Below are 19,746 nucleotides of genomic sequence, written 5' to 3'. Positions count from 1 at the left end.
TAATGAGTGACAAGATTAACACCAACAAAGCCGAACAGTTTAAACAGCAATTGGCAAAACTTAACCCGCAGCAAAGGGCACTGCTACAGAAAAAACTTACAGCCAACACTGCTAAAAGTGAAGCGTCTCTCTGTCTTCATCAGCGTGTTGAAGCCAAGGCACAACAACACGGACAAGAAACAGCCGTCGTGTTTGATGATGACAGTTTAAGTTATGCTGAACTTAACGAACAGGCCAATAAAGTTGCTCATTATTTACTGGAGCAAGGAGTTAAATCTGACACTGTAGTGGGCATATGTATTGAGTATATTTCAGCCACACTTGGTGATCGGGTTATCGCCATGCTGGGGGTGCTTAAGGCCGGTGGTGCATGGGTGATGATTGACCCTGAGTGGGATGAAGATCGCATTGACCATATCGTTGAGCACAGCGGCATTAACTTGTTATTGACTCAAAGCGAGTTGTTGTCAGACGAGTCGTTTGAAATGCTCAAAATGTTGCCGATGGACAACGATATTAGAACACGCCTGTTGGGTCGTTATTCTGAGCAAAATCCTGACAGCAAAACTTTGGGTCATACTACGGGGCAGCTGGCGTATGTCAGTTATGCCGATGCCTCTACCGCCACTGAAGGAGTAATGACCAGCCATAGAAATATTGCCGCATTGTTAAACGACAGTCAGTTTGTCAGTATTGCTCAAAAAGATGTGGTTGGACAGTTGATCAATCCGGCATTGTCATTGGCCACCTTTGAAATTTTGGCTGCCCTTTGCAGTGGTGCCAAACTGGTTGCTATTCAGAGCAATATCTGCGCATTGGCAAAACAACTTAAAACTGAGTCCGTATCACTGCTTGCTGTTAGCGCAGCGATGTTTAACCGTATCGCCGATGAGCAAGCTGATGCGTTTGCCACTTTGCGTTATTTGCTGGTTAGCGGCGAGCCAAAAGCGCAAGCACTGGCACAGGTTAATGCCAATGGCAAACCGCAAAATCTGCTTGGTATTTATGGCTCGTCGGAAACGTGTGGTATATCTACGTTTGTTAAACTTACAAGTGATATCGGCAAAAATCTTGGTGATGGACTTGCGGGTGTTAAAATTTATGTACTTGATGAGTACGGTGCCCAATCACCGACAGGTGTGGTTGGTGAGTTGCATATCGGTGGCCCTATTGTAGGTCGTGGTTACTGGCAGAACCAGACGCTGACTGATGAGCGTTTTATCAACAATCCGTTTGCCAAAACTGCCGGACAACAGTTGTTCAAAACAGGTGATTTGGTACGTCGAATGGCGGATGCTAGCTTGGTTTTCGTCGGTAAACTGGCCAATCAAATCAAGGTTGACGGGTTGACCTTTAACCTTGCTGAAGTGGCCGATGCCTTGATAGAACATCCACAGTTGACCGATGCCCGAGTTGTGGTCACAGGTGATGAATCAAAAATGGCAGCTTATGTGGTTGCCGAACAAATGCCTGAAGTTGAACAAGATTTCATCAACGAATTAAACCGCTGGTTAAGCGGTCGCATTGAAAAAGCTATGGTACCTGTGGGATACAAAATAATGTCCGCATTGCCGCTCAATGAAAACGATGATGTCAATCACTCAAGCTTGCCAGAGCCTATTTGGTTTGACGAGTGCGAATTTGTGCCGCCGACGACCGAGCTTGAGATCAAACTAGCCACCATATGGCAAGAGCTGTTGAGTGTTGAAAAGGTTAGTTTGAATGATAATTTTTTTAGCCTCGGCGGCAACTCGCTGACCGCAATACGTCTTGAAGTTGAAATAATGGTGCATTTCAATGTCAAAGTGACCATTATGGAGCTGTTTGAAGCGGCAGATATCGTCTCACAGGTTAAGTTGATTGAAACTGGTGAAAAGAAAAACGAAATTCCCCAGATAGTGCCTGTGGCGCGTGATGGTAAACCTTTACCGTTGTCGTTTGCCCAGCAAAGGCTATGGTTTATTGACCAGTTTGAAGGCGCGGGCAACCAATATAATATGCCGCTTGGCCTAAAGCTGTCAGGGCAATTAAATGTCGATGCACTTAAAAAATCACTTAATGACATCATTGTACGTCACGAAGTCTTGCGTACGGTTTATCTGACCAGTGAAGCTGGTGTTGCGCATCAACAAGTGCTGGATGCAGATAATGGTCTTGAACTGGTTGAAGTGGACTTTAGTGCTGTTGAAGCCGGTTTGGCACAGGAACAAGTTCAAGCCTATACCAGGATAGAAGCAGAAAAGCCGTTTGATTTGGCTAATGATTTAATGATCAGGGCTTGTCTGCTCAAAGAAGCGGATGAAGAGCATACGTTGCTGATTACCATGCATCACATTGCTACAGACGGCTGGTCACTAGGAGTATTCATCTATGAATTGGGTGCTATGTATAATGCTCACATTGATGGCAGACACAATATGTTGCAACCGATGGAAATTCAATACGCCGATTTTGCCAGCTGGCAGCGTGAGTGGCAGGGTAAAGATTTTCTTGCCCAGCAAATGGATTTTTGGCAAAAGCGACTTGAAGACTTGCCGCAGGTACACAGTGTACCATTGGATAAAACCAGACCTAAGCAGCAGACCTTTGCTGGTGCCGTTCATTGTCAGCAGCTGGACAAAAATCTCAATGACCAGCTCAATCAGTTGAGTCTTGATAACGACTCAACTTTATTTATGACCTTGCAGTTAGCTTTTGCACTTTTGGTATCGCGTTATTCAAATGAAACCGATATCGTGATGGGCACCCCAGTGGCAAACCGCACCCAGACTGAGGTTTCATCGCTGATTGGCTTTTTTGTTAACACCTTGGTATTACGCAATGACTTATCGGGGGATCCGAGTTTTGTTGAGTGTTTGCAGCGTTCAAAAACGGCCACTCTTGAAGCGTTTGATCATCAACACGTACCTTTTGAAATGCTTGTTGAGAAACACCAACAAGTACGTAACCTCTGCCACAGTCCATTATTCCAGCTGGTATTTATCTTGCAGAACAACCAAATGGAAGAATTGACCCTGTCGGGTTTGAACCTCAAACCAGTTGAACAGCAACACAGTGTTGCCAAGTTTGATTTAAGCTTAAGCATGCAGGAATCTGAGCAGGGTTTGACGGCAAGCTGGGAATACAATACCGACTTGTTTGAAGCAGTTACCATTGAACGCATGGCGCAAAGTTTTGCTCTGTTGCTTGAAGGCATTATCGCTGCGCCTCACAGTAAAATCATTGACCTGCCGTTGCAATCTGATGTCGAGCAACAACAGTTGTTGGCAAGCGGCAATGGTACCATTAGTGATTATCCTACGGATCTGTGTATTCATCAGATGTTTGAGCGTCAAGCTCAAGCAACGCCTTACAATAAGGCGGTGGTTTTTTCCGGTCACTCATTGACATATCGTCAGTTAAACGAGCGAGCCAATCAGGTAGCTCATTATTTGATCGAAAATGGTATCAAACCAGATATGCCTGTAGGTATTTGTGCTGATCGCTCACTTGACACTATGGTTGGTGTATTGGGCATCTTGAAAGCTGGTGGTGCTTATGTGCCACTTGACCCGAATTATCCTGTGGCTCGCATTGAACATATGCTCAGTGACAGTGGTGCAACCATTGTATTGACTCAGCCTGAAGTGTTGAAACGTACGTCTATTGACGCTGATATCTCAGTATTTATTGGCAATACCAGTATCTTGGGCCTGTATCCGACAACATCACCGGATGTGGCTGAGACTATGGTTAAACCGTCCAATCTGGCTTATGTGATTTACACTTCGGGATCTACCGGATTGCCCAAAGGCGTTATGGTTGAACATCAGGGCGCGGTTAGTCTGTCTTGCGATCAACGGGCAAGATTTGGTGTTGACAGTAACAGTCGTGTGATCCAGTTCGCTTCTATGAGTTTCGACGCGGCAACCTGGGAATGGTTGATGGCATTGCTTAACGGTGCCGAGTTGCATATCTGTACAGACTTGCAAAAGCAAACACCTGTGTTATTGCAAGACTACATGGTTGAGTCAAAAATCACTCACGCTACCCTACCACCAGCATTGTTGCCGCATATGGATGTTACTAAGCCATACAGCTTGAAAAGTCTGGTGGTTGCCGGTGAAGCCTGTGATGAGCAACTTGCTCAATTGTGGGGCTCACACTATCCAATGTTTAACGCCTATGGCCCTACTGAAACTACAGTTTGTGCCAGTATTGCACCGGTTGTTGTTAATGCACCACTGACCATTGGAAAGGCAATCAGTAATACCCGTTTGTATGTACTTGACAAAAAACAACGTCCGGTACCAAAAGGTGTTGTAGGGGAATTGTATGTTGCAGGCATAAGTGTTGCGCGTGGTTATATTAACCAGCCTGAAATGATGGGATCGTGCTTTATCGCTGATCCTTATGGAACAAACCCGTCTATCCGCTGTTATCGAACGGGCGATTTGGTTCGTATAGGTGCAGACGGCAATTTGGTATTTATTGGCAGAGTCGATGAACAAATCAAGATCAGGGGGTTCAGGATTGAACCGGGTGAGATCTCCAACGTATTAACTTTGCATGAAAACATCAGCGAGTCTTTGGTCGCTGTCAGCGGCGAAGGTTCAGACAAACAATTGATTGCCTATCTGGTTGCATACAAAAAAGTCGAAGATGAACAAGTCTTGATCAGCGACATGCGTCAATGGCTGGCCAATCGTATCCCAGAATATATGCAGCCTACTTCTTATATAGTGCTTGATACCTTCCCATTGACTGTTAACGGTAAAGTAAACCGTAAAGCATTGCCATTGGCGGTTATTGCAAAAATCGGCTACGTTACACCTGCTAACGAAATTGAACAACAACTGACGGATATCTGGAGTGAGTTGTTATCAATTGAAAACATTTCAACCAACGCATCGTTTTTTGAACTCGGTGGTCACTCTTTGCTGGTAACCCGTTTGGTCAGTGCCATCAAGCACGCCTTGTCAGTGGAATTAAGTGTTCGTCAGATTTTCGACAATCAGACTATTATAATGCAGGCTAAAGTGATAGCAACCGCTGAAACGGTAAAGAAAAATAACATCTCGGTGGTTTCTCGCGACCAGAATTTGCAATTATCATTTGCCCAGCAGCGCTTGTGGTTTGTTGACAAATTGCAGAGCAGCAGTCATTACAATATGCCAACCCTGTTGTCGTTTGAAGGAGGAGTGGATCATCTTAGCTTCGAACGGGCGCTGGGCACCATTGTGGCCCGTCATGAAGTATTGCGTACCAATTTTTTTGAACAAGACGGGCAGGCTTTTCAACGGATACGAGAGGCACAGGATTTTATCCTTGAACAGACTTCATTGATCTATTTATCGGCGGATGAACAACAGCTTGAAGTAAATCGTTTGGTGCGTCATGAGTCAGAGCATGCGTTTGACTTAGGAAATGATCTGATGCTGCGGGCACAACTGTTGACACTGGATGAGCAACATCATCTGTTGTTGATCACAACCCATCATATTGCCTTTGATGGCTGGTCGATGGGTGTTTTCACCCGGGAGCTTAATGCTTTGTACAGTGCTTATGTTGCAGGTCAAGACAACCCATTGACAATGCCAGCCATCCAGTACGCCGATTTTGCCCAGTGGCAACGCAACTGGTTGCAAGGTGAGGTGCAGCAAAGCCAGCTTGATTACTGGCGTACGCACCTTGGTGGTATCCAGCCAGTGCACAGTTTGCCGCTGGACAAAGCACGTCCTGAGGTTCAGTCCTTCGTTGGTGTTACCTGCGTTAGTCACTTTGATCCGGTATTAACCGAACAGGTCAGGGCAATTTGCAAAGATAACGATGTGACCATGTTCATGTTCCTGCAAACTGCATTCTCGGTATTGATTGCGCGTTACAGCAACGACACCGATGTAGTTATGGGCACACCAATTGCTGGTCGTGCCCAGCAGGAAGTCGAACCTTTAATCGGTTTTTTCCTTAACAACCTGGTACTGCGCTGTAACCTCCACGGTAACCCTGATTTTGAACAACTGCTGGCCAGTAACAAGCAAAGCATTATTGATGCATACAGCCATCAGTATATTCCGTTTGAAATGCTGGTTGATGAACTTAACCCTGAACGTAACTTCAACCACAACGCCTTATATCAAATTGTCTTTGCGCTGCAAAATTTTGAACAGGGTGAACTTGACTTGTCAGGGTTGACGTTTAAGCCTTATCAAACAGAAGATGCAGATATAAGCGTTGATTACGAATTGGGTCTGCATGTGACCGAGCTTGCTGATGAATTGATGCTTGAATGGACTTGCAACACCTCAGTATTCCTGCCGGAAACTTTGCAGCGCTTTGCCGATGGTCTTAAAGAATTGGTCAAAGCTATCGTTGATATGCCAACACAGAAGGTTCAGGCGCTGCCTATCCTCGACCAGTCACAGCGTAAAACCCTGTTGACTGATTGGAATGACACCCAGAGGGATTATCCGTACGATAGTGGCATCCATCAATTGGTTGAGCAGCAGGTCGCTGTAAATCCGCAAAGCACAGCGATAATCTTTGAGGGTGAAACTCTTAGCTATCAAACGCTTAATGAACAGGCTAACCAGGTCGCCCATTACCTTCTTGAACAAGGTGTGAAGCCGGGGACTTTGATTGGTCTTTGCATGGAATCTTCCATTGATCTGGTGGTGGGTATGCTAGCGATACTTAAAGCTGGTGGTGCCTATGTGCCGATTGCCCCGAATTTACCTGAAGAACGAATTGATTACCTTGTCGAAGATGCGGAAATCAGCTGGGTATTGGCCCAGGACGAGCTGATTGAAGATATGCCGTTTGAAGACTTACGTGTTTTGGCACTTGATTCCAGAATCTGGCAGCGCGTTCGCGGCAAATACAGTATCGAAAATCCGGATTGTTTTGCCAATGCGTCCTGTGCAAATGAATTAGCGTATGTAATTTACACATCAGGTTCAACCGGTCAGCCTAAAGGCGTAATGGTTAATCACCATAACGTGGTGGGCTTAGTGCGTGATCAGCATTATGTTGAGATTGGCGTACAAGACGTGGTTGCCCATGCTGCTACACCGGCTTTTGATGCGGCGACCTTTGAGATTTGGGGGGCTTTGTGTAATGGTGCAAGTGTGGCGTACATTGACAAAGATACGCTACTTAACCCCGAGGCGCTGGAGCAAAAACTGATAGATGATTCTGTGTCAGTAATGTTTCTGACCACAGCACTTGTGAATCAGGTGGCTTATGAGCGCCCTGCCTTGCTCAGACATTTAAGCTGTTTATTGTTTGGTGGTGAGCAGGTTAACTACGAGGCTGTACAGCGCATTTTAGATAATGGTAAACCGACTAAATTGCTCCATGTATATGGCCCAACAGAAACTACAACCTTCGCAACTTATGCAGAGCTTACCGGTAATTACAAAGCAGATGGCCGTTTGATCTCAATCGGTGGACCGCTGTCAAACGTTCAAACCTACGTGCTTGATGAGTATGGTCAATTGTCAGCGATGGGTGCGGTTGGTGAGCTGTACATTGGTGGGCGTGGTGTTTCCCGTGGTTACTTGAATCAGGCCGAACTGACGGATGAGCGTTTTATTGCTAACCCGTTTGCTGAGCAGACAGGATCTCTGTACAGAACCGGTGATCAGGTACGCTGGTTACCGACAGGAGAGCTTGAATTTGTAGGCCGTGTTGACCATCAGGTTAAAGTACGCGGATTCCGTATAGAACTGGGCGAGATTGAACACCAGCTTACCAGCTTTCCAGATGTTAAAGAATCTGTAGTCATTGTGCATGAGCAAAGCAATGACGGCGCATCACCGACCAAGCAATTGGCAGGGTATGTGGCTGGTACAGATTTACCACAAGATGATGAAGGCAAAAAATCATTGATAGAAAGGTTGCGTAACCACTTGCATGCAAAACTGCCTGAGCACATGGTGCCGTCAGTATTTGTTGTGCTTGAAAGCATGCCTTTGACCACTAATGGAAAAATTGACCGTAAAGCCTTACCGGAACCTAAGATAAGCGAAGTGGAGCTGACCAGTTATTTCGCGCCTCGAAACGATATCGAACAGGTTTTGTGTGACGTATGGAAGGATGTTTTGGCCATAGAAAAAGTGGGCATCAATGACAACTTCTTTAACTTAGGCGGTGACTCTATTTTGTCGATTCGTATTGTATCTAAAGTGAACGAGTTGCATAACGGTGATGGCAGTATCAGCGTTAAGGATATTTTCAAATATCAGACGGTAGAAAAGTTGGCTACCTATATTGAAACTGGTGGTGATAACGAAATATCCAATATCCAAGTTGAACCATTCTCAATGCTGAGCAAACAAGAGCGCGAAGCTCTGGGTGATGACAAGGTGCTTTATGAAGATGTTTATCCTATGTCTGAATTGCAAACGGGTATGGTCTTCCATTCGCAATTGCAAAGCGACAGTGAAGATTATCATAATATCTTTAGCATACAGATTAAAACTAGATGGGATCACGACTGTTTTGTCAAAGCCATGTCTTATTTATTCGCCTGTCACCCGGCACTGCGCACTGGCTTTTATTTAGACGGTGAAAGACCGTTGCAAAGAATCTATAAAACCGTAGATTTACCGCTGACGTTCAAAGATATTAGTGACATGAGCGAAACCGAACAAAATCAACATATTGTTGACTGGGTAGAGCTTGAAAAAACTATTAGCTTTAATTGGACAGGGCCATTGTTCAAGGTGTTTGTTCACAAACGCTCTAAGCAAAGTATCCAATTTGGACTTAAATTCCACCACGGCGTGATTGATGGCTGGAGTGATTCAATGTTTGTCAGCCAGTTGTTTATTCATTATCAGACGCTTCTGGCTGGCAATACATTGCCTGAAGCTGTGCAGGAATTTGTGTTTCGTGACTTTGTTGCCCAGGAAATACAAATCCTGAAAAACCCGAAAGCTAAAATTTACTGGCAATCGATGCTTGAAGAAGCGCTGATGCAGCAGATACCGTGCAAATCTGTTGTTGAGCAACATCGCAGCCGAGTGAAAAAGGAATACGGTGTAGATGCCTTTTTTGAGTTGTCAGGCTTGGTGTTGCAACTGGCTAAAGATCAGGGTGTACCGGTACAATCAGTATTGCTGGCGACGCATAGTAAAGTATTGTCTATGCTTAGCGGCGAGTCACATGCACTGACATCCATTGTTGTCAACGGACGTCCTGAGTATGAAGGTGGTGATAAAGGCATTGGTTTGTTTTTGAACTCAATTCCAGTTTGCTTTGAATTGGCCGAGGGAAGCTGGGCTGATCTGATTCAATCGGTAGGAAACCGAATGACAGACACTATGGCCTATCGTCATTATCCGTCATCTGCGATACAGCGTGATACCGGTCGTTCATTTGCTGAGGTTGTGTTTAACTACACTCATTTCCACGCGTATGAAGATTTGGCAGATCAGTCTGATATGGAGTTCAGCGATGGTCAGGGCTTTGGTCAAACCAACTTTGACTTTACGATTAACTTCTCGCGAGCCATTGGTCTGGACAAACTTAAATTGACCATCACCTTTGATGAAGATATGTATGACAGCGCTTTGATTGAACAGATAGGCGAATATTATGTTAATGCATTCAACGCAATGTTGGCTGATATAGAACAGTCACATAATCGTTGTGACATGTTGATTCATAATCAAAGCAGTAAGTTGTTATGTCAATATAACGATACTAAAAAGCAGTATCCTAGTGATTGTGGTATCCATCAGTTGTTTGAAGATCAGGTGAAAAATCATCCGAATACAACAGCGTTAGTGTTTGAACAGTATACGTTGAGCTATGGTGAGCTTAACCAAAAAGCTAACCAAGTTGCGTATTACTTACAGGAACTAGGCATAAAACCAAACACCTTGATTGCATTATGTATGACTCGTTCTTTAGATATGTTCATTGGCATATTGGGTATACTTAAAGCAGGTTGTGCCTATGTGCCTATAGACATGGATTCACCACAGGAACGTATCAACTATTTACTTGAAGACAGTAATGTTAACTGGATATTGACTCAAAATTCACTTGCTAATAAATTGAACACAAGTGTACAAAACGTCTGTATGGACAGTGAGCAAGTGCAAAAGGAATTAGCTGCTTGCCCAAGTGACAATATTGATTTGTTAGAATTATCGAATCAATTGGCGTATGTGATATACACCTCAGGTTCAACAGGATTGCCAAAAGGTGTAATGATTGAGCATCAGGGGCTGTGCAATTTTGCTACCAGATTAGTCAATGAATTTGATATCAATACCCAAAGTCGTGTATTGCAGTTTGCTTCAATTGCGTTTGATGCTTCTATTTATGAGTGGACCATGGCGTTATGTGGCGGTGGCCAGTTGTATTTGCCATCGGCTCAAACGACCAAATCGCTCGATGATTTGGGCGCAATGGTTCAAAATAATATATTGACCCATATGATTTTAACTCCAGCATTATTGCCGCAGCTCAATATTAACCAGTTTACCTCGGTGACACATCTGATGGTTGGCGGCGAAGCTTGTTCGCGAGAAACAGCTCAGTTATGGAGTCAGAATCGTAGATTTTACAATGCATATGGCCCTACAGAATGCACGATAATGGCTAGTATTGGCACCTTTGAAACTGGTCAAACGAACCTGCATTTGGGTAAACCAATAGACAATGTTCAAATGTATGTAGTTAATCAGGGGGTGCAATTGTTACCAGAGGGTGTAGTTGGTGAACTGCTTATCGGTGGTGTTGGTTTAGCTAGGGGTTACTTGAACCGAGCTGAATTGACGCAAGAGAAGTTTGTTAATAACCCGTTTACCGATGAGCATTCGACCCGCTTATACAAAACAGGCGACATGGTGCGCTGGTTGCCTGACGGTAACCTGGAATTTGTCGGCCGTATTGATACCCAGGTAAAATTGCGCGGTTTACGTATAGAACTAGGTGAGATTGAACATCAATTGCACCAGTGTAATGGCATTAAAGATGCCGTTGTTGTAGCTCGTAATGAAGGGATTGACAAACAACTAGTAGCCTATCTTGTACATGAAAAAAACGGTAGCGATGAGGAAAAAGCACTGCTGTTGGCACAATGTCGCAGTAAACTGCAAGTCGAACTGCCACTGTTTATGATGCCCTCTGTGTTTGTCTGGCTGGATTCAATGCCACTGACTTTAAGTTGCAAAATTAACTACAAAGCTTTGCCTGCTCCTGAATTGGCACAGACGTTGGAAAATACTTATGTGGCACCGGAAAACGAAACAGAGCATAAGTTGACTAAAATTTGGCAGGAAACGCTGGATAAAAAGGTTATCAGTGTTGAAGATCAATTCTTCATGATTGGCGGTCATTCGTTGCTGGCAATGAAACTAGTAGCAAAAATTAAAGTTGAGTTTAGTGTCGAGATTGCCTTGTTTGAGTTAATGCATGCCCAAACCATTCGCAGTCAGGCGGAACTTATTTTTCGCAGTGGGGAGGGTAAGGTATTTGATTTGCTTGTCGAAATTCAGTGCGGTGATACGGATAGTAACAATGTGCCAATGTATATGGTGCCGGGCTTTGCAGGATACAGTCATATCTTCTCAGAACTGGCAAGCAATCTTGGTAAGCAGCAAAGTGTTTATGCTTTTAACCCGTCAGGTCTTGACGGAAAAAGTGAGGTTCACTGTAGCGTTGAAGCGGCGGCAGAACATTACGTTGAGCGACTATTGCAACATCAAAATGAAGGGCCTTATGTATTGCTGGGCTATTCAATGGGGGCCGCTGTTGCCTTTGAAATGGTTAAATTGTTGCAAACTAAATTCCATCAACCAGCACAGCTTATTGTCTTAGATGGTTATGCCGAATACAAAAGTATAGACGAGCAGGACATATCGGTACTGGATGACTCGTTGGAGGAAGATTTCGGAGATTCTAGCTGGACCGAGGGTATGGAAGCTGTGATAAAAGCACAGAGTAAATGGTCATACCACAGCGATTCGTATCAGCTTGATGATTTGTTGGTACTTCAATCTGCCGATTGTGATATTCATCTTGGGAATCAATGGCAGAAATACGTAGCTGATACTGTTAATCATCATATGTTAGAAGGCGGGCATCAAAGTATTTTGCAAGCACCGTGTGTCACCGATGTAGCATATAAAATTATTGAACACAGAACATTAACGCAGATTGAGCCCTGTACATCGAATCGTTATAAATTTAATACCATTCGCATTAAATAAGTGATCAATATGCAATGAGGATAAACACTTATTTAGTGCGATTGGTATAACTATCTAATTTAACAATTAAAATATAATAAAAAAGGTAAAAGCAATGTATTATTTAAAAGAGCAGGTATATTTCGAACCTTTATTTAACAACTGGTATGCATGGCCATACTTGTTGCCGCCTGTACAGGGCGCAAGACATTTAGTGCATACGCATACTCGAATTATGAAATCGTTTGTTAATAATGCACATTTGCACATTATGGCCAATCAGGAACCAGGCATGTCGGGTTCTGATTTCTTGGCCTGTAGCGAAGACCAAATAGAAGATATTAGAGCGTTGATCGAATTCTCTAAAAACGAATGTTCTGATTTGGTTGCATTGTCTGCGGCAGTTAGCGAGCTTGACGAATTGATCCGGGCGCACAAGACTGGTGAGTCTATTGAATATCTATATGAACAACTTCCGGACGCCCTAAAAGGCTATATAGAACTGTTTTTTGATATGGAACACAATCCGTCTTATCGATTGCTTGAAGGATTGCTGTACAAGAGTGATTACTATAAGCCACAGCTACAAACGGTAGCTTTTGGTTTGGTATCAGATACCAACCAACGGCCATTTGTATTTAGTACACCACGCTTGGTAGATGATGCTCATATTCATATTGATCTCAATTTCACTTCGCCGATACTCGATAGAATATCAAAAGCTCGTCAGCATCCATTAAGTGCGCAAGAATTGGATGAATTATTTGCTCAGTGCAAATGTCGAGGGGGTTGACCAAAGAAGATTTATTTACTACTGAGTCACCGAAAAATCAATACAAGCCAGTCACCGATGGTATTCGATTAGAATATACGGGCCACGCCGGATTCTTAATTGAAACTAAAGATATTAGTATCCTGATTGACCCTGTAATAGCCTCAGTTCACGAATCTTATATTGGAGATGTGTTTAGTTTCAATCAGCTGCCGGATAAAATAGATTACATATGTTTGACTCATTCACATCAAGATCATGTAAATTTAGAAACCTTATTACAATTACGCCATAAGACAGACACTCTGATCGTTCCAAAAAATAATGGTGGAATGTTAGCTGATCCTTCGCTGAAGTTGATGTTGCAGCAGCTGAACTTCAAAGTGATGGAAGTTGAAGATATGGAAGAAATAGCCTTACCAGGTGGAAAAATTATAGCTTTGCCATTTTTAGGCGAACATGGTGATTTGAACATTAGATCAAAAGCCGCTTGGTTTATTGAGCTGTACGGTAAGAAGTTTTTTGGGTGCAGATTCAGCCAACCTTGATCCAAACATGTATCGTCATATTCAAAAAGCGGTCGGCGATGTTGATATACTTGCCATTGGCATGGAATGTGTTGGTGCACCTTATACCTGGATGTATGGCGCATTACATACAAAAAAGGTCAGCAAGCAAATTAAAAACTCACGTCGCCTGAATGGTTGTGACTCTAAGCTTGGTTTCGGCATGGTTGAAATCTTCAAACCAAAAGAAGTTTATATTTATGCGCTGGGTCTTGAACCTTGGTTTAACTACTTTATGGGGCTTGATTATAATGACGACTCCGAACAAATTATTCAGTCAAATAAGATGCTTCAGTTATGTCATGATACCGATATAAAATGTGAAAAAATGTTTGGTAGGAAGACTATAAATTTATAACTCAAATTTCGGAGTTAATTTTTGGCCAATAAAAGTGGACGTTTCTTCATTCTAGGGCTTCTTGTCGTAAGTTGAAGCGATCCATTTTTTGCATACATGTTAAAAAAGCGACAATCGTTTCTTCAATTTTTAACACGCTTGGTTTTTCAATATTTGTTAAGTTTTATCTTTGCTTTATTGGTGCCACCATTTGAAACCCAATAGTCACCGTATATCTTGGTGTGATTCTCTTTTGAAATGGCGTTTTTATATTGCTATTAGGAGGGTAATTCCCCCATTTTTAATGGAGGCTATCTGTAGAATTTCCGTTGTTTAACTTTTCCAGTTTTTGTATGGGTGTTATGCCACCTATGCGCATATTAGGGCGTTCATTATTATAAGTCCATAACCAATCGGTTGCTTTATCTTGTAACTCACTAATATCATTGTGTAGTGGTCAACTAATTTTGGCCACAGTTTTAGAATCTTGATATCTAACCTCAGATTCATTTGGTGCTAAACCGGCATTATAATGATGCGGCCTAACATTGTTGTAATATCCATTTATGTAATCACTTACGCTATATTTAGCGTCTGTAAAGTTTCCATATCCAATCTTTGGCATCCATTCCGTCTTAAAGCTTCTAAAAAATCGCTCCATTGGCGCATTATCCCAACAATTTCCACGTCTACTCATACTTTGTGTGATTTTATAGCGCCATAAACGTTGGCGATATTTTAAACTTGTATAATGGCTACCTTGGTCTGAATGGAACATGAGTCCTGTCGGTTTCCCTCTGCTTTCATATGCGAGTTCAAGCGCTTTTAGCGTTAAATTAGTATCTGGTGACAACGACATTGCCCAGCCAACCACTTTGCGTGCAAATAAATCAATAACCACGGCTAAATAAGCCCAGCGATTGCCTGTCCAAATATACGTCACATCACCGCACCACACGGTATCCGGCTCAACAACATTGCATATTCTCTCCTGCTTTGATCACCCAATTGCATTAACTTTGATCGCTTATTCTCATTAAGCTTTGATCACTAAAATCACTTGTAAATGATCACTTTTATGCTCTTAATGATTTTGCCGTTCAAAGCTTAATACCACTCGTAACCGAGTTCACGTTTTATCATTTTTGTAGGTGTGTTAAACCGTTATCTGAATCGTTTGATGAGGATACCAACAATGACAACAAGACCTATATCTATGAGTAAATTACATTCCATTTTACGGCTGAAGTACTCAGCACAATTATCCCATCGAGAGATTGCCAGAAGTTTAAATATTTCACCTGGTACTGTGGCTAATTACCTTAAAAAGGCCAATGAGTTAGGCTTAAATCAATGGCCAATACCTGAGGATAAACAGCAAAATACATTTTTCAACACCAAACTCAAGCGCTTCTCAACGCGTAAAAAAAGACACCCAACGCCTGACTGGTTAAATATCAATAAAGACTTAAAACAACATAAACACCTAACATTACAGCTCGTGTTTGATGAGTTACTTGAAAAAATGGGTGAGTCTTATTACAGCTACAGTCACTTCTGCCGAGCTTATAAACAATGGTTAGGTACGCAACGACTCTCAATGCGTCAGCAGCATAAAGGGGGTGAAAAGCTGTTTGTGGATTATTGTGGCCCCACAATTACCATTACTTGTCCGACGACACAGGAAAAACGCACTGCTCAGATATTCGTTGCTGTGCTAGGTGCATCAAATTATACCTATGCTGAAGCAACGTATAGTCAGCAACTTGAAGATTGGGTAATGAGTCATGCGCGTTGCTTTGAATTTTTAGGCGGCGTTCCTGACGTTGTTATTCCCGACAATCTCAGAAGTGCTGTCAGTAAAACCTGTCGCTACGAGCCTGATTTAAATCCGACGTACTACCAGTTAGCCGAGTACTTTAACGTTGCTGTCATTCCGGCTAGACCTTATAAACCCAAAGATAAATCGAAGGCTGAAGTGGGCGTACAAATTGTTGAGCGTTGGATCATGGCACGCTTACGTAACCAAACCTTCCACAGCTTAGCGCAACTCAATCATGAAATAGCAAAGCTACTGGATATGATGAACAATAAGGTGATGAAGCAATATCAACAATCACGTAAACAGCTATTTGATATGGTGGATAAAAACGCATTAAAGCCATTGCCTGAAAAGCCCTATCAATATACACAAATCAAAACAGTGCGTGTGCATATTGATTACCATGTTGAAATAGAAAAACATTACTACAGCGTGCCTTATCTGTGGGTTAAAAAACAATTACGCGCACACATATCCAATCAACTCGTGCAGCTTTATTATGACGGTACTTTAATAGCACAGCATCCACGCTCAAACCGTTTAGGCGGACATACGACACAGACACATCATATGCCAAAGGCGCATCAAAAACAGCATGAGCAGTCACCGATAAATTTACGCTCATGGGCATTGAGTATCGGTGATTATACTCATCAAGTCGTTGAATTATTGCTTAATAGCAAACGTCATCCAGAGCAAGCTTATCGCACTTGTTTAGGGGTGTTAAGTTTAGCTAAAACGTATTCAAAGGAACGCCTCGAGCGAGCATGCTACCGAGCAATTTGCATGAATACGACCACACTCAGATCTATTAAGCAAATGCTGCAAAAAGGGTTAGACCAACAACCATTACCCACACTCCAAACAGAGCCAGAAAAGCCAATTACACATAGCAACATACGTGGCACAGATTACTACCATTAAGGAATGCAAACATGATAGAAACAATTAATCAGCAACTTCAACTGCTCAAGTTATCGGGTATAAAGCAAGCACTCAAGCAGCAGCTTGAACAGCCAAACCTATATCAAGAACAAAGCTTTATAGAGCGCGTCAGTTTATTGCTAACGCATGAAATTGATACGCGTGACCAAAGAAAAATAGAGCGACTAGTGCGACAAGCAAAATTCCGCGTACCGGGTCAGTTAAATCAACTCATTTACTCGCCGAAGCGCAATCTAGATAAAGCACAAATACGTAGCCTCAGCCAAAGCACCTGGCTGAGTTTACATCAGAATATATTAATTACAGGCGCCACAGGCTGTGGCAAAACCTACCTCGCGTGTGCCTTGGGTCACGAGCACTGTTTACAAGGGAAAAGTGTCTTCTATATTCGATTAAAAGAATTACTTGAAAGTCTATTTCTAGCACAGGCCGATGGCAGTTATCGAAAATTATTGGGTAAACTCATTAAATACGACTTACTTATTTTAGACGATTGGGGGCTAGAGCCACTCAGTGCTCAGCAACGAAGTGACTTACTTGAATTAATCGATGCTAGATATGGTTATAAATCACACATCATCATTAGTCAGTTACCACAGGAAAATTGGCACCAAATGATCGGTGAATCAACGCATGCTGATGCTATTTTAGATAGGCTGATTCATGGTGCAATTAAGTTGAATTTAAAAGGAGAATCGACAGGGCAAAATCATACTTGAGCGTTATTTATCCTAAAATAAGCTGTATTAGTTCAGACAAGATCTGACAATTCAACTTGAAAAAGTGAGAGTTACCCGTTTTGATAAAGGTGTCGAATCTTTAAATCAAAACAAACAAAAAGGTAACTCTCATGTTGCATACTAACAATCCAATCATAAAACACAAAGCTGGTTTACTTAACCTTGCCGAAGAACTAGGCAATGTATCAAGAGCCTGTAAAGTCATGGGCGTATCACGAGATACATTTTATCGTTATCAAGAACTCGTTAATGAAGGTGGTATTGATGCATTAATCGAAAAGAACCGCCGTACACCAAATATAAAGAATCGCGTTGACGAAGAAACAGAGCAAGCCGTCATTAACTATGCAGTTGACTATCCTGCTCACGGTCAACATAGAACCAGCAATGAGCTTCGTAAGTTAGGCGTGTTTGTCTCAGGTAGTGGTGTTCGTTCAATCTGGTTGCGTCACGATTTAGAAAACTTCAAAAAACGATTGAAAGCATTGGAAAACAAAGTCGCTAATGAAGGCATTATTTTATCTGACGCTCAAGTTGCTGCGCTAGAAAAGAAAAAACATGACGATGAAGCCTGTGGTGAAATTGAAACAGCGCATCCCGGTTATCTTGGCTCACAAGACACATTTTATGTTGGTAACCTTAAAGGTGTTGGTCGTATCTATCAACAAACCTTTGTGGATACCTACAGTAAAGTCGCCTTTGCGAAGCTCTACACAACGAAAACGCCAATTACAGCGGCTGACATGCTCAATGATAAAGTATTGCCTTATTTCGAAGGTCACAAATTGCCTATGCTTAGAATATTAACTGACCGAGGAACTGAGTATTGCGGGCGAGTTGAGCATCATGATTATCAGCTATATTTGGCAATTAACGACATCGACCATACAAAAACGAAAGCAATGTCCCCGCAAACAAATGGTATCTGTGAGCGTTTCCATAAGACGATTTTGAACGAGTTCTATCAAATCACATTCCGCAAAAAGTTGTACGATTCAATGGAAAAACTACAAAAAGATCTGGACGAATGGATGGATTACTACAACAATGATCGGACTCATCAAGGAAAAGTATGTTGCGGTCGAACACCACTTGAAACATTACTGGATGGAAAAACGGTTTGGGCAGAAAAGAATTTAGCTCAAATCTAAACTAACAGTCACCATTAGAAAAATGGGTAACTGTCAGATCAAGTCTGAGCTAGTACAAATAAGCTGCTCTCTTACCTCATCTGACCAAGCAGCCTGTTTCAACTTACCTTTCATACTGTCTTTTATCGCGCTTAATTTCGCTAAGTTCATCGCAAATCGTCTAAAGGTCGCCATATTCTCGGGGGCATCACCTCGACGAATACGTGAATCGTCTTCTTTAAATGTCATATCTAATACCCAGTGTGCTGAGTTTTCTATTCCCCAATGCTGGCGAATAGACTTGGCTACTTGCTCTGGGTTTATCCCTAGCGAGCTGATGTAATAACTCGTTTCCATTGTATGACTATCACCAACATAACGCTGTCGTACTACCTCGACTATGGAGTTGAAATTGACCCAACCGTGGCGCTGCTCAAGCCAATCTGTCACCAACAGTTGAGTGTAAGTGCGCTGCTCTATTCGACCATGCCCATCATTTACTGTTTCATGGCTATTTTGCTGGATGAGTGATGGCTGCTCTCGTCTGACTTTGTGATAGTAGGCTTGAATTTCTTTGTTCAATTTTCCTTGGTTATTCTTCACTTGCAGCAAATAGTCTCCGTCTTTCTTGCTGACGGCTTTCGTCACTTTCTTTAAACAATGCATCGCGTCTGCTGTGATGATATTGCCTTTAAGCTCAAGTAATTCAATAAGTGCCATCACTGTTGATACTTCATTCTTCTTACTTTTTGATTTGCATTGTGCTAGTACTAGGCCCTGTTCAACTGCATAAGCTGAAACACTGTGAATAGCTGTTTTTTTATCACCATCATAAGAATGGCGAAGTGTTTTACCGTCAAAGGCAATGACGCTTTGATTATTCGCATCTCTAAGCTCATTAACCCAAGAAACAAAACAAGCTAATAAAGCTTCAGGGGCCAGTGAGCTAATGATACGAGCAATCGTATCATCGACAGGAATACCATTTTCAAATGAACGAAACTTACGTAACCAAGTCAGTTTACTGTCACCGAATTGCTTAATATCCTTCCACCCTTCAGCACCTGAAATAATCGCAGTGACTGTAAGGAATATAACATCCAGCAATTCATGTTTTTTGTTGATGTGTGAACGAGTATCTTGAATGTCGTTGAAATGGTTGATGAATGACATGTTAATCGCCTTTGAGAAAAAGGCGATTTGATCACAGATTCGAAGTAATAATCAAGTTAAGTATGATCTTGCCCTG

General features: G+C 42.4%; 8 protein-coding genes and 1 pseudogene. 7 read left to right on the top strand and 2 right to left on the bottom strand.

Going from position 1 to position 19,746, the window contains the following annotated elements; all coding sequences use genetic code 11:
• Positions 1 to 2 precede the first annotated feature (2 nt).
• The 4 genes from P4S71_RS00045 to P4S71_RS00030 all read left to right on the top strand — a co-directional run bounded on the left by P4S71_RS00045 (position 3) and on the right by P4S71_RS00030 (position 13,881).
• Positions 3 to 12,206 carry an amino acid adenylation domain-containing protein gene (locus tag P4S71_RS00045; protein WP_337149784.1) on the top strand — a complete coding sequence of 4,068 codons (12,204 nt, stop codon included), beginning with the start codon at positions 3 to 5 and terminating at the stop codon, positions 12,204 to 12,206.
• A 94-nt stretch (positions 12,207 to 12,300) separates the two neighbouring features.
• The gene (locus P4S71_RS00040) at positions 12,301 to 12,978 is read left to right on the top strand and encodes a hypothetical protein (protein ID WP_337149783.1); all 678 of its coding nucleotides are present in this window, start codon (positions 12,301 to 12,303) and stop codon (positions 12,976 to 12,978) included.
• Positions 12,975 to 13,505 (top strand): MBL fold metallo-hydrolase, encoded by a 531-nt coding sequence (locus P4S71_RS00035; protein ID WP_337149782.1) that lies wholly within the window; start codon positions 12,975 to 12,977, stop codon positions 13,503 to 13,505. Before P4S71_RS00040 ends, P4S71_RS00035 begins: the two co-directional genes overlap by 4 nt.
• A complete protein-coding gene (locus tag P4S71_RS00030) occupies positions 13,480 to 13,881 on the top strand; it encodes a hypothetical protein (protein WP_337149781.1) in 402 nt (133 codons plus the stop codon). Before P4S71_RS00035 ends, P4S71_RS00030 begins: the two co-directional genes overlap by 26 nt.
• A 436-nt stretch (positions 13,882 to 14,317) precedes the next feature.
• Here P4S71_RS00030 and P4S71_RS00025 read toward each other — a convergent pair.
• Positions 14,318 to 14,836 (bottom strand): annotated as a pseudogene (locus P4S71_RS00025) (IS3 family transposase); the annotation flags it as partial.
• Between the two features lie 219 nt (positions 14,837 to 15,055).
• Between P4S71_RS00025 and istA the strand changes: the two are divergent.
• The 3 genes from istA (at position 15,056) to P4S71_RS00010 (ending at position 18,518) form a co-directional block, all read left to right on the top strand.
• Positions 15,056 to 16,606 carry an IS21 family transposase gene (istA, locus tag P4S71_RS00020; RefSeq protein WP_337149780.1) on the top strand — a complete coding sequence of 517 codons (1,551 nt, stop codon included), beginning with the start codon at positions 15,056 to 15,058 and terminating at the stop codon, positions 16,604 to 16,606.
• 11 nt (positions 16,607 to 16,617) lie between these two features.
• Positions 16,618 to 17,346 carry an IS21-like element helper ATPase IstB gene (gene istB / locus P4S71_RS00015; protein WP_337149779.1) on the top strand — a complete coding sequence of 243 codons (729 nt, stop codon included), beginning with the start codon at positions 16,618 to 16,620 and terminating at the stop codon, positions 17,344 to 17,346.
• 131 nt (positions 17,347 to 17,477) lie between these two features.
• Positions 17,478 to 18,518: an IS481 family transposase gene (locus tag P4S71_RS00010; RefSeq protein ID WP_337149778.1), complete on the top strand. Its 1,041-nt coding sequence runs from the start codon at positions 17,478 to 17,480 to the stop codon at positions 18,516 to 18,518.
• Positions 18,519 to 18,551: 33 nt separating this feature from the next.
• Here P4S71_RS00010 and P4S71_RS00005 read toward each other — a convergent pair whose 3' ends face one another.
• On the bottom strand, positions 18,552 to 19,670 hold the full coding sequence (locus tag P4S71_RS00005; protein WP_337149777.1) for an ISAs1 family transposase: 1,119 nt from the start codon (positions 19,668 to 19,670) through the stop codon (positions 18,552 to 18,554).
• Positions 19,671 to 19,746 lie beyond the last annotated feature (76 nt).

Origin of the sequence: Pseudoalteromonas sp. B62 (assembly GCF_037162565.1) — a bacterium.
In the GTDB taxonomy this organism is placed as follows: domain Bacteria; phylum Pseudomonadota; class Gammaproteobacteria; order Enterobacterales; family Alteromonadaceae; genus Pseudoalteromonas; species Pseudoalteromonas fuliginea.
The sequence above is the reverse complement of the archived record's forward strand: the minus strand, read 5'-3'. Positions and strand labels throughout refer to the sequence as shown.

What these genes read in the sequence shown, in the direction of transcription:
- istB (WP_337149779.1), top strand. Translation starts at nt 16,618, where the DNA reads ATGATAGAAACAATTAATCAGCAACTTCAACTGCTCAAGTTATCGGGT.
- P4S71_RS00040 (WP_337149783.1), top strand. Translation starts at nt 12,301, where the DNA reads ATGTATTATTTAAAAGAGCAGGTATATTTCGAACCTTTATTTAACAAC.
- P4S71_RS00005 (WP_337149777.1), bottom strand. Translation starts at nt 19,670, where the DNA reads ATGTCATTCATCAACCATTTCAACGACATTCAAGATACTCGTTCACAC.
- P4S71_RS00045 (WP_337149784.1), top strand. Translation starts at nt 3, where the DNA reads ATGAGTGACAAGATTAACACCAACAAAGCCGAACAGTTTAAACAGCAA.
- istA (WP_337149780.1), top strand. Translation starts at nt 15,056, where the DNA reads ATGACAACAAGACCTATATCTATGAGTAAATTACATTCCATTTTACGG.
- P4S71_RS00010 (WP_337149778.1), top strand. Translation starts at nt 17,478, where the DNA reads ATGTTGCATACTAACAATCCAATCATAAAACACAAAGCTGGTTTACTT.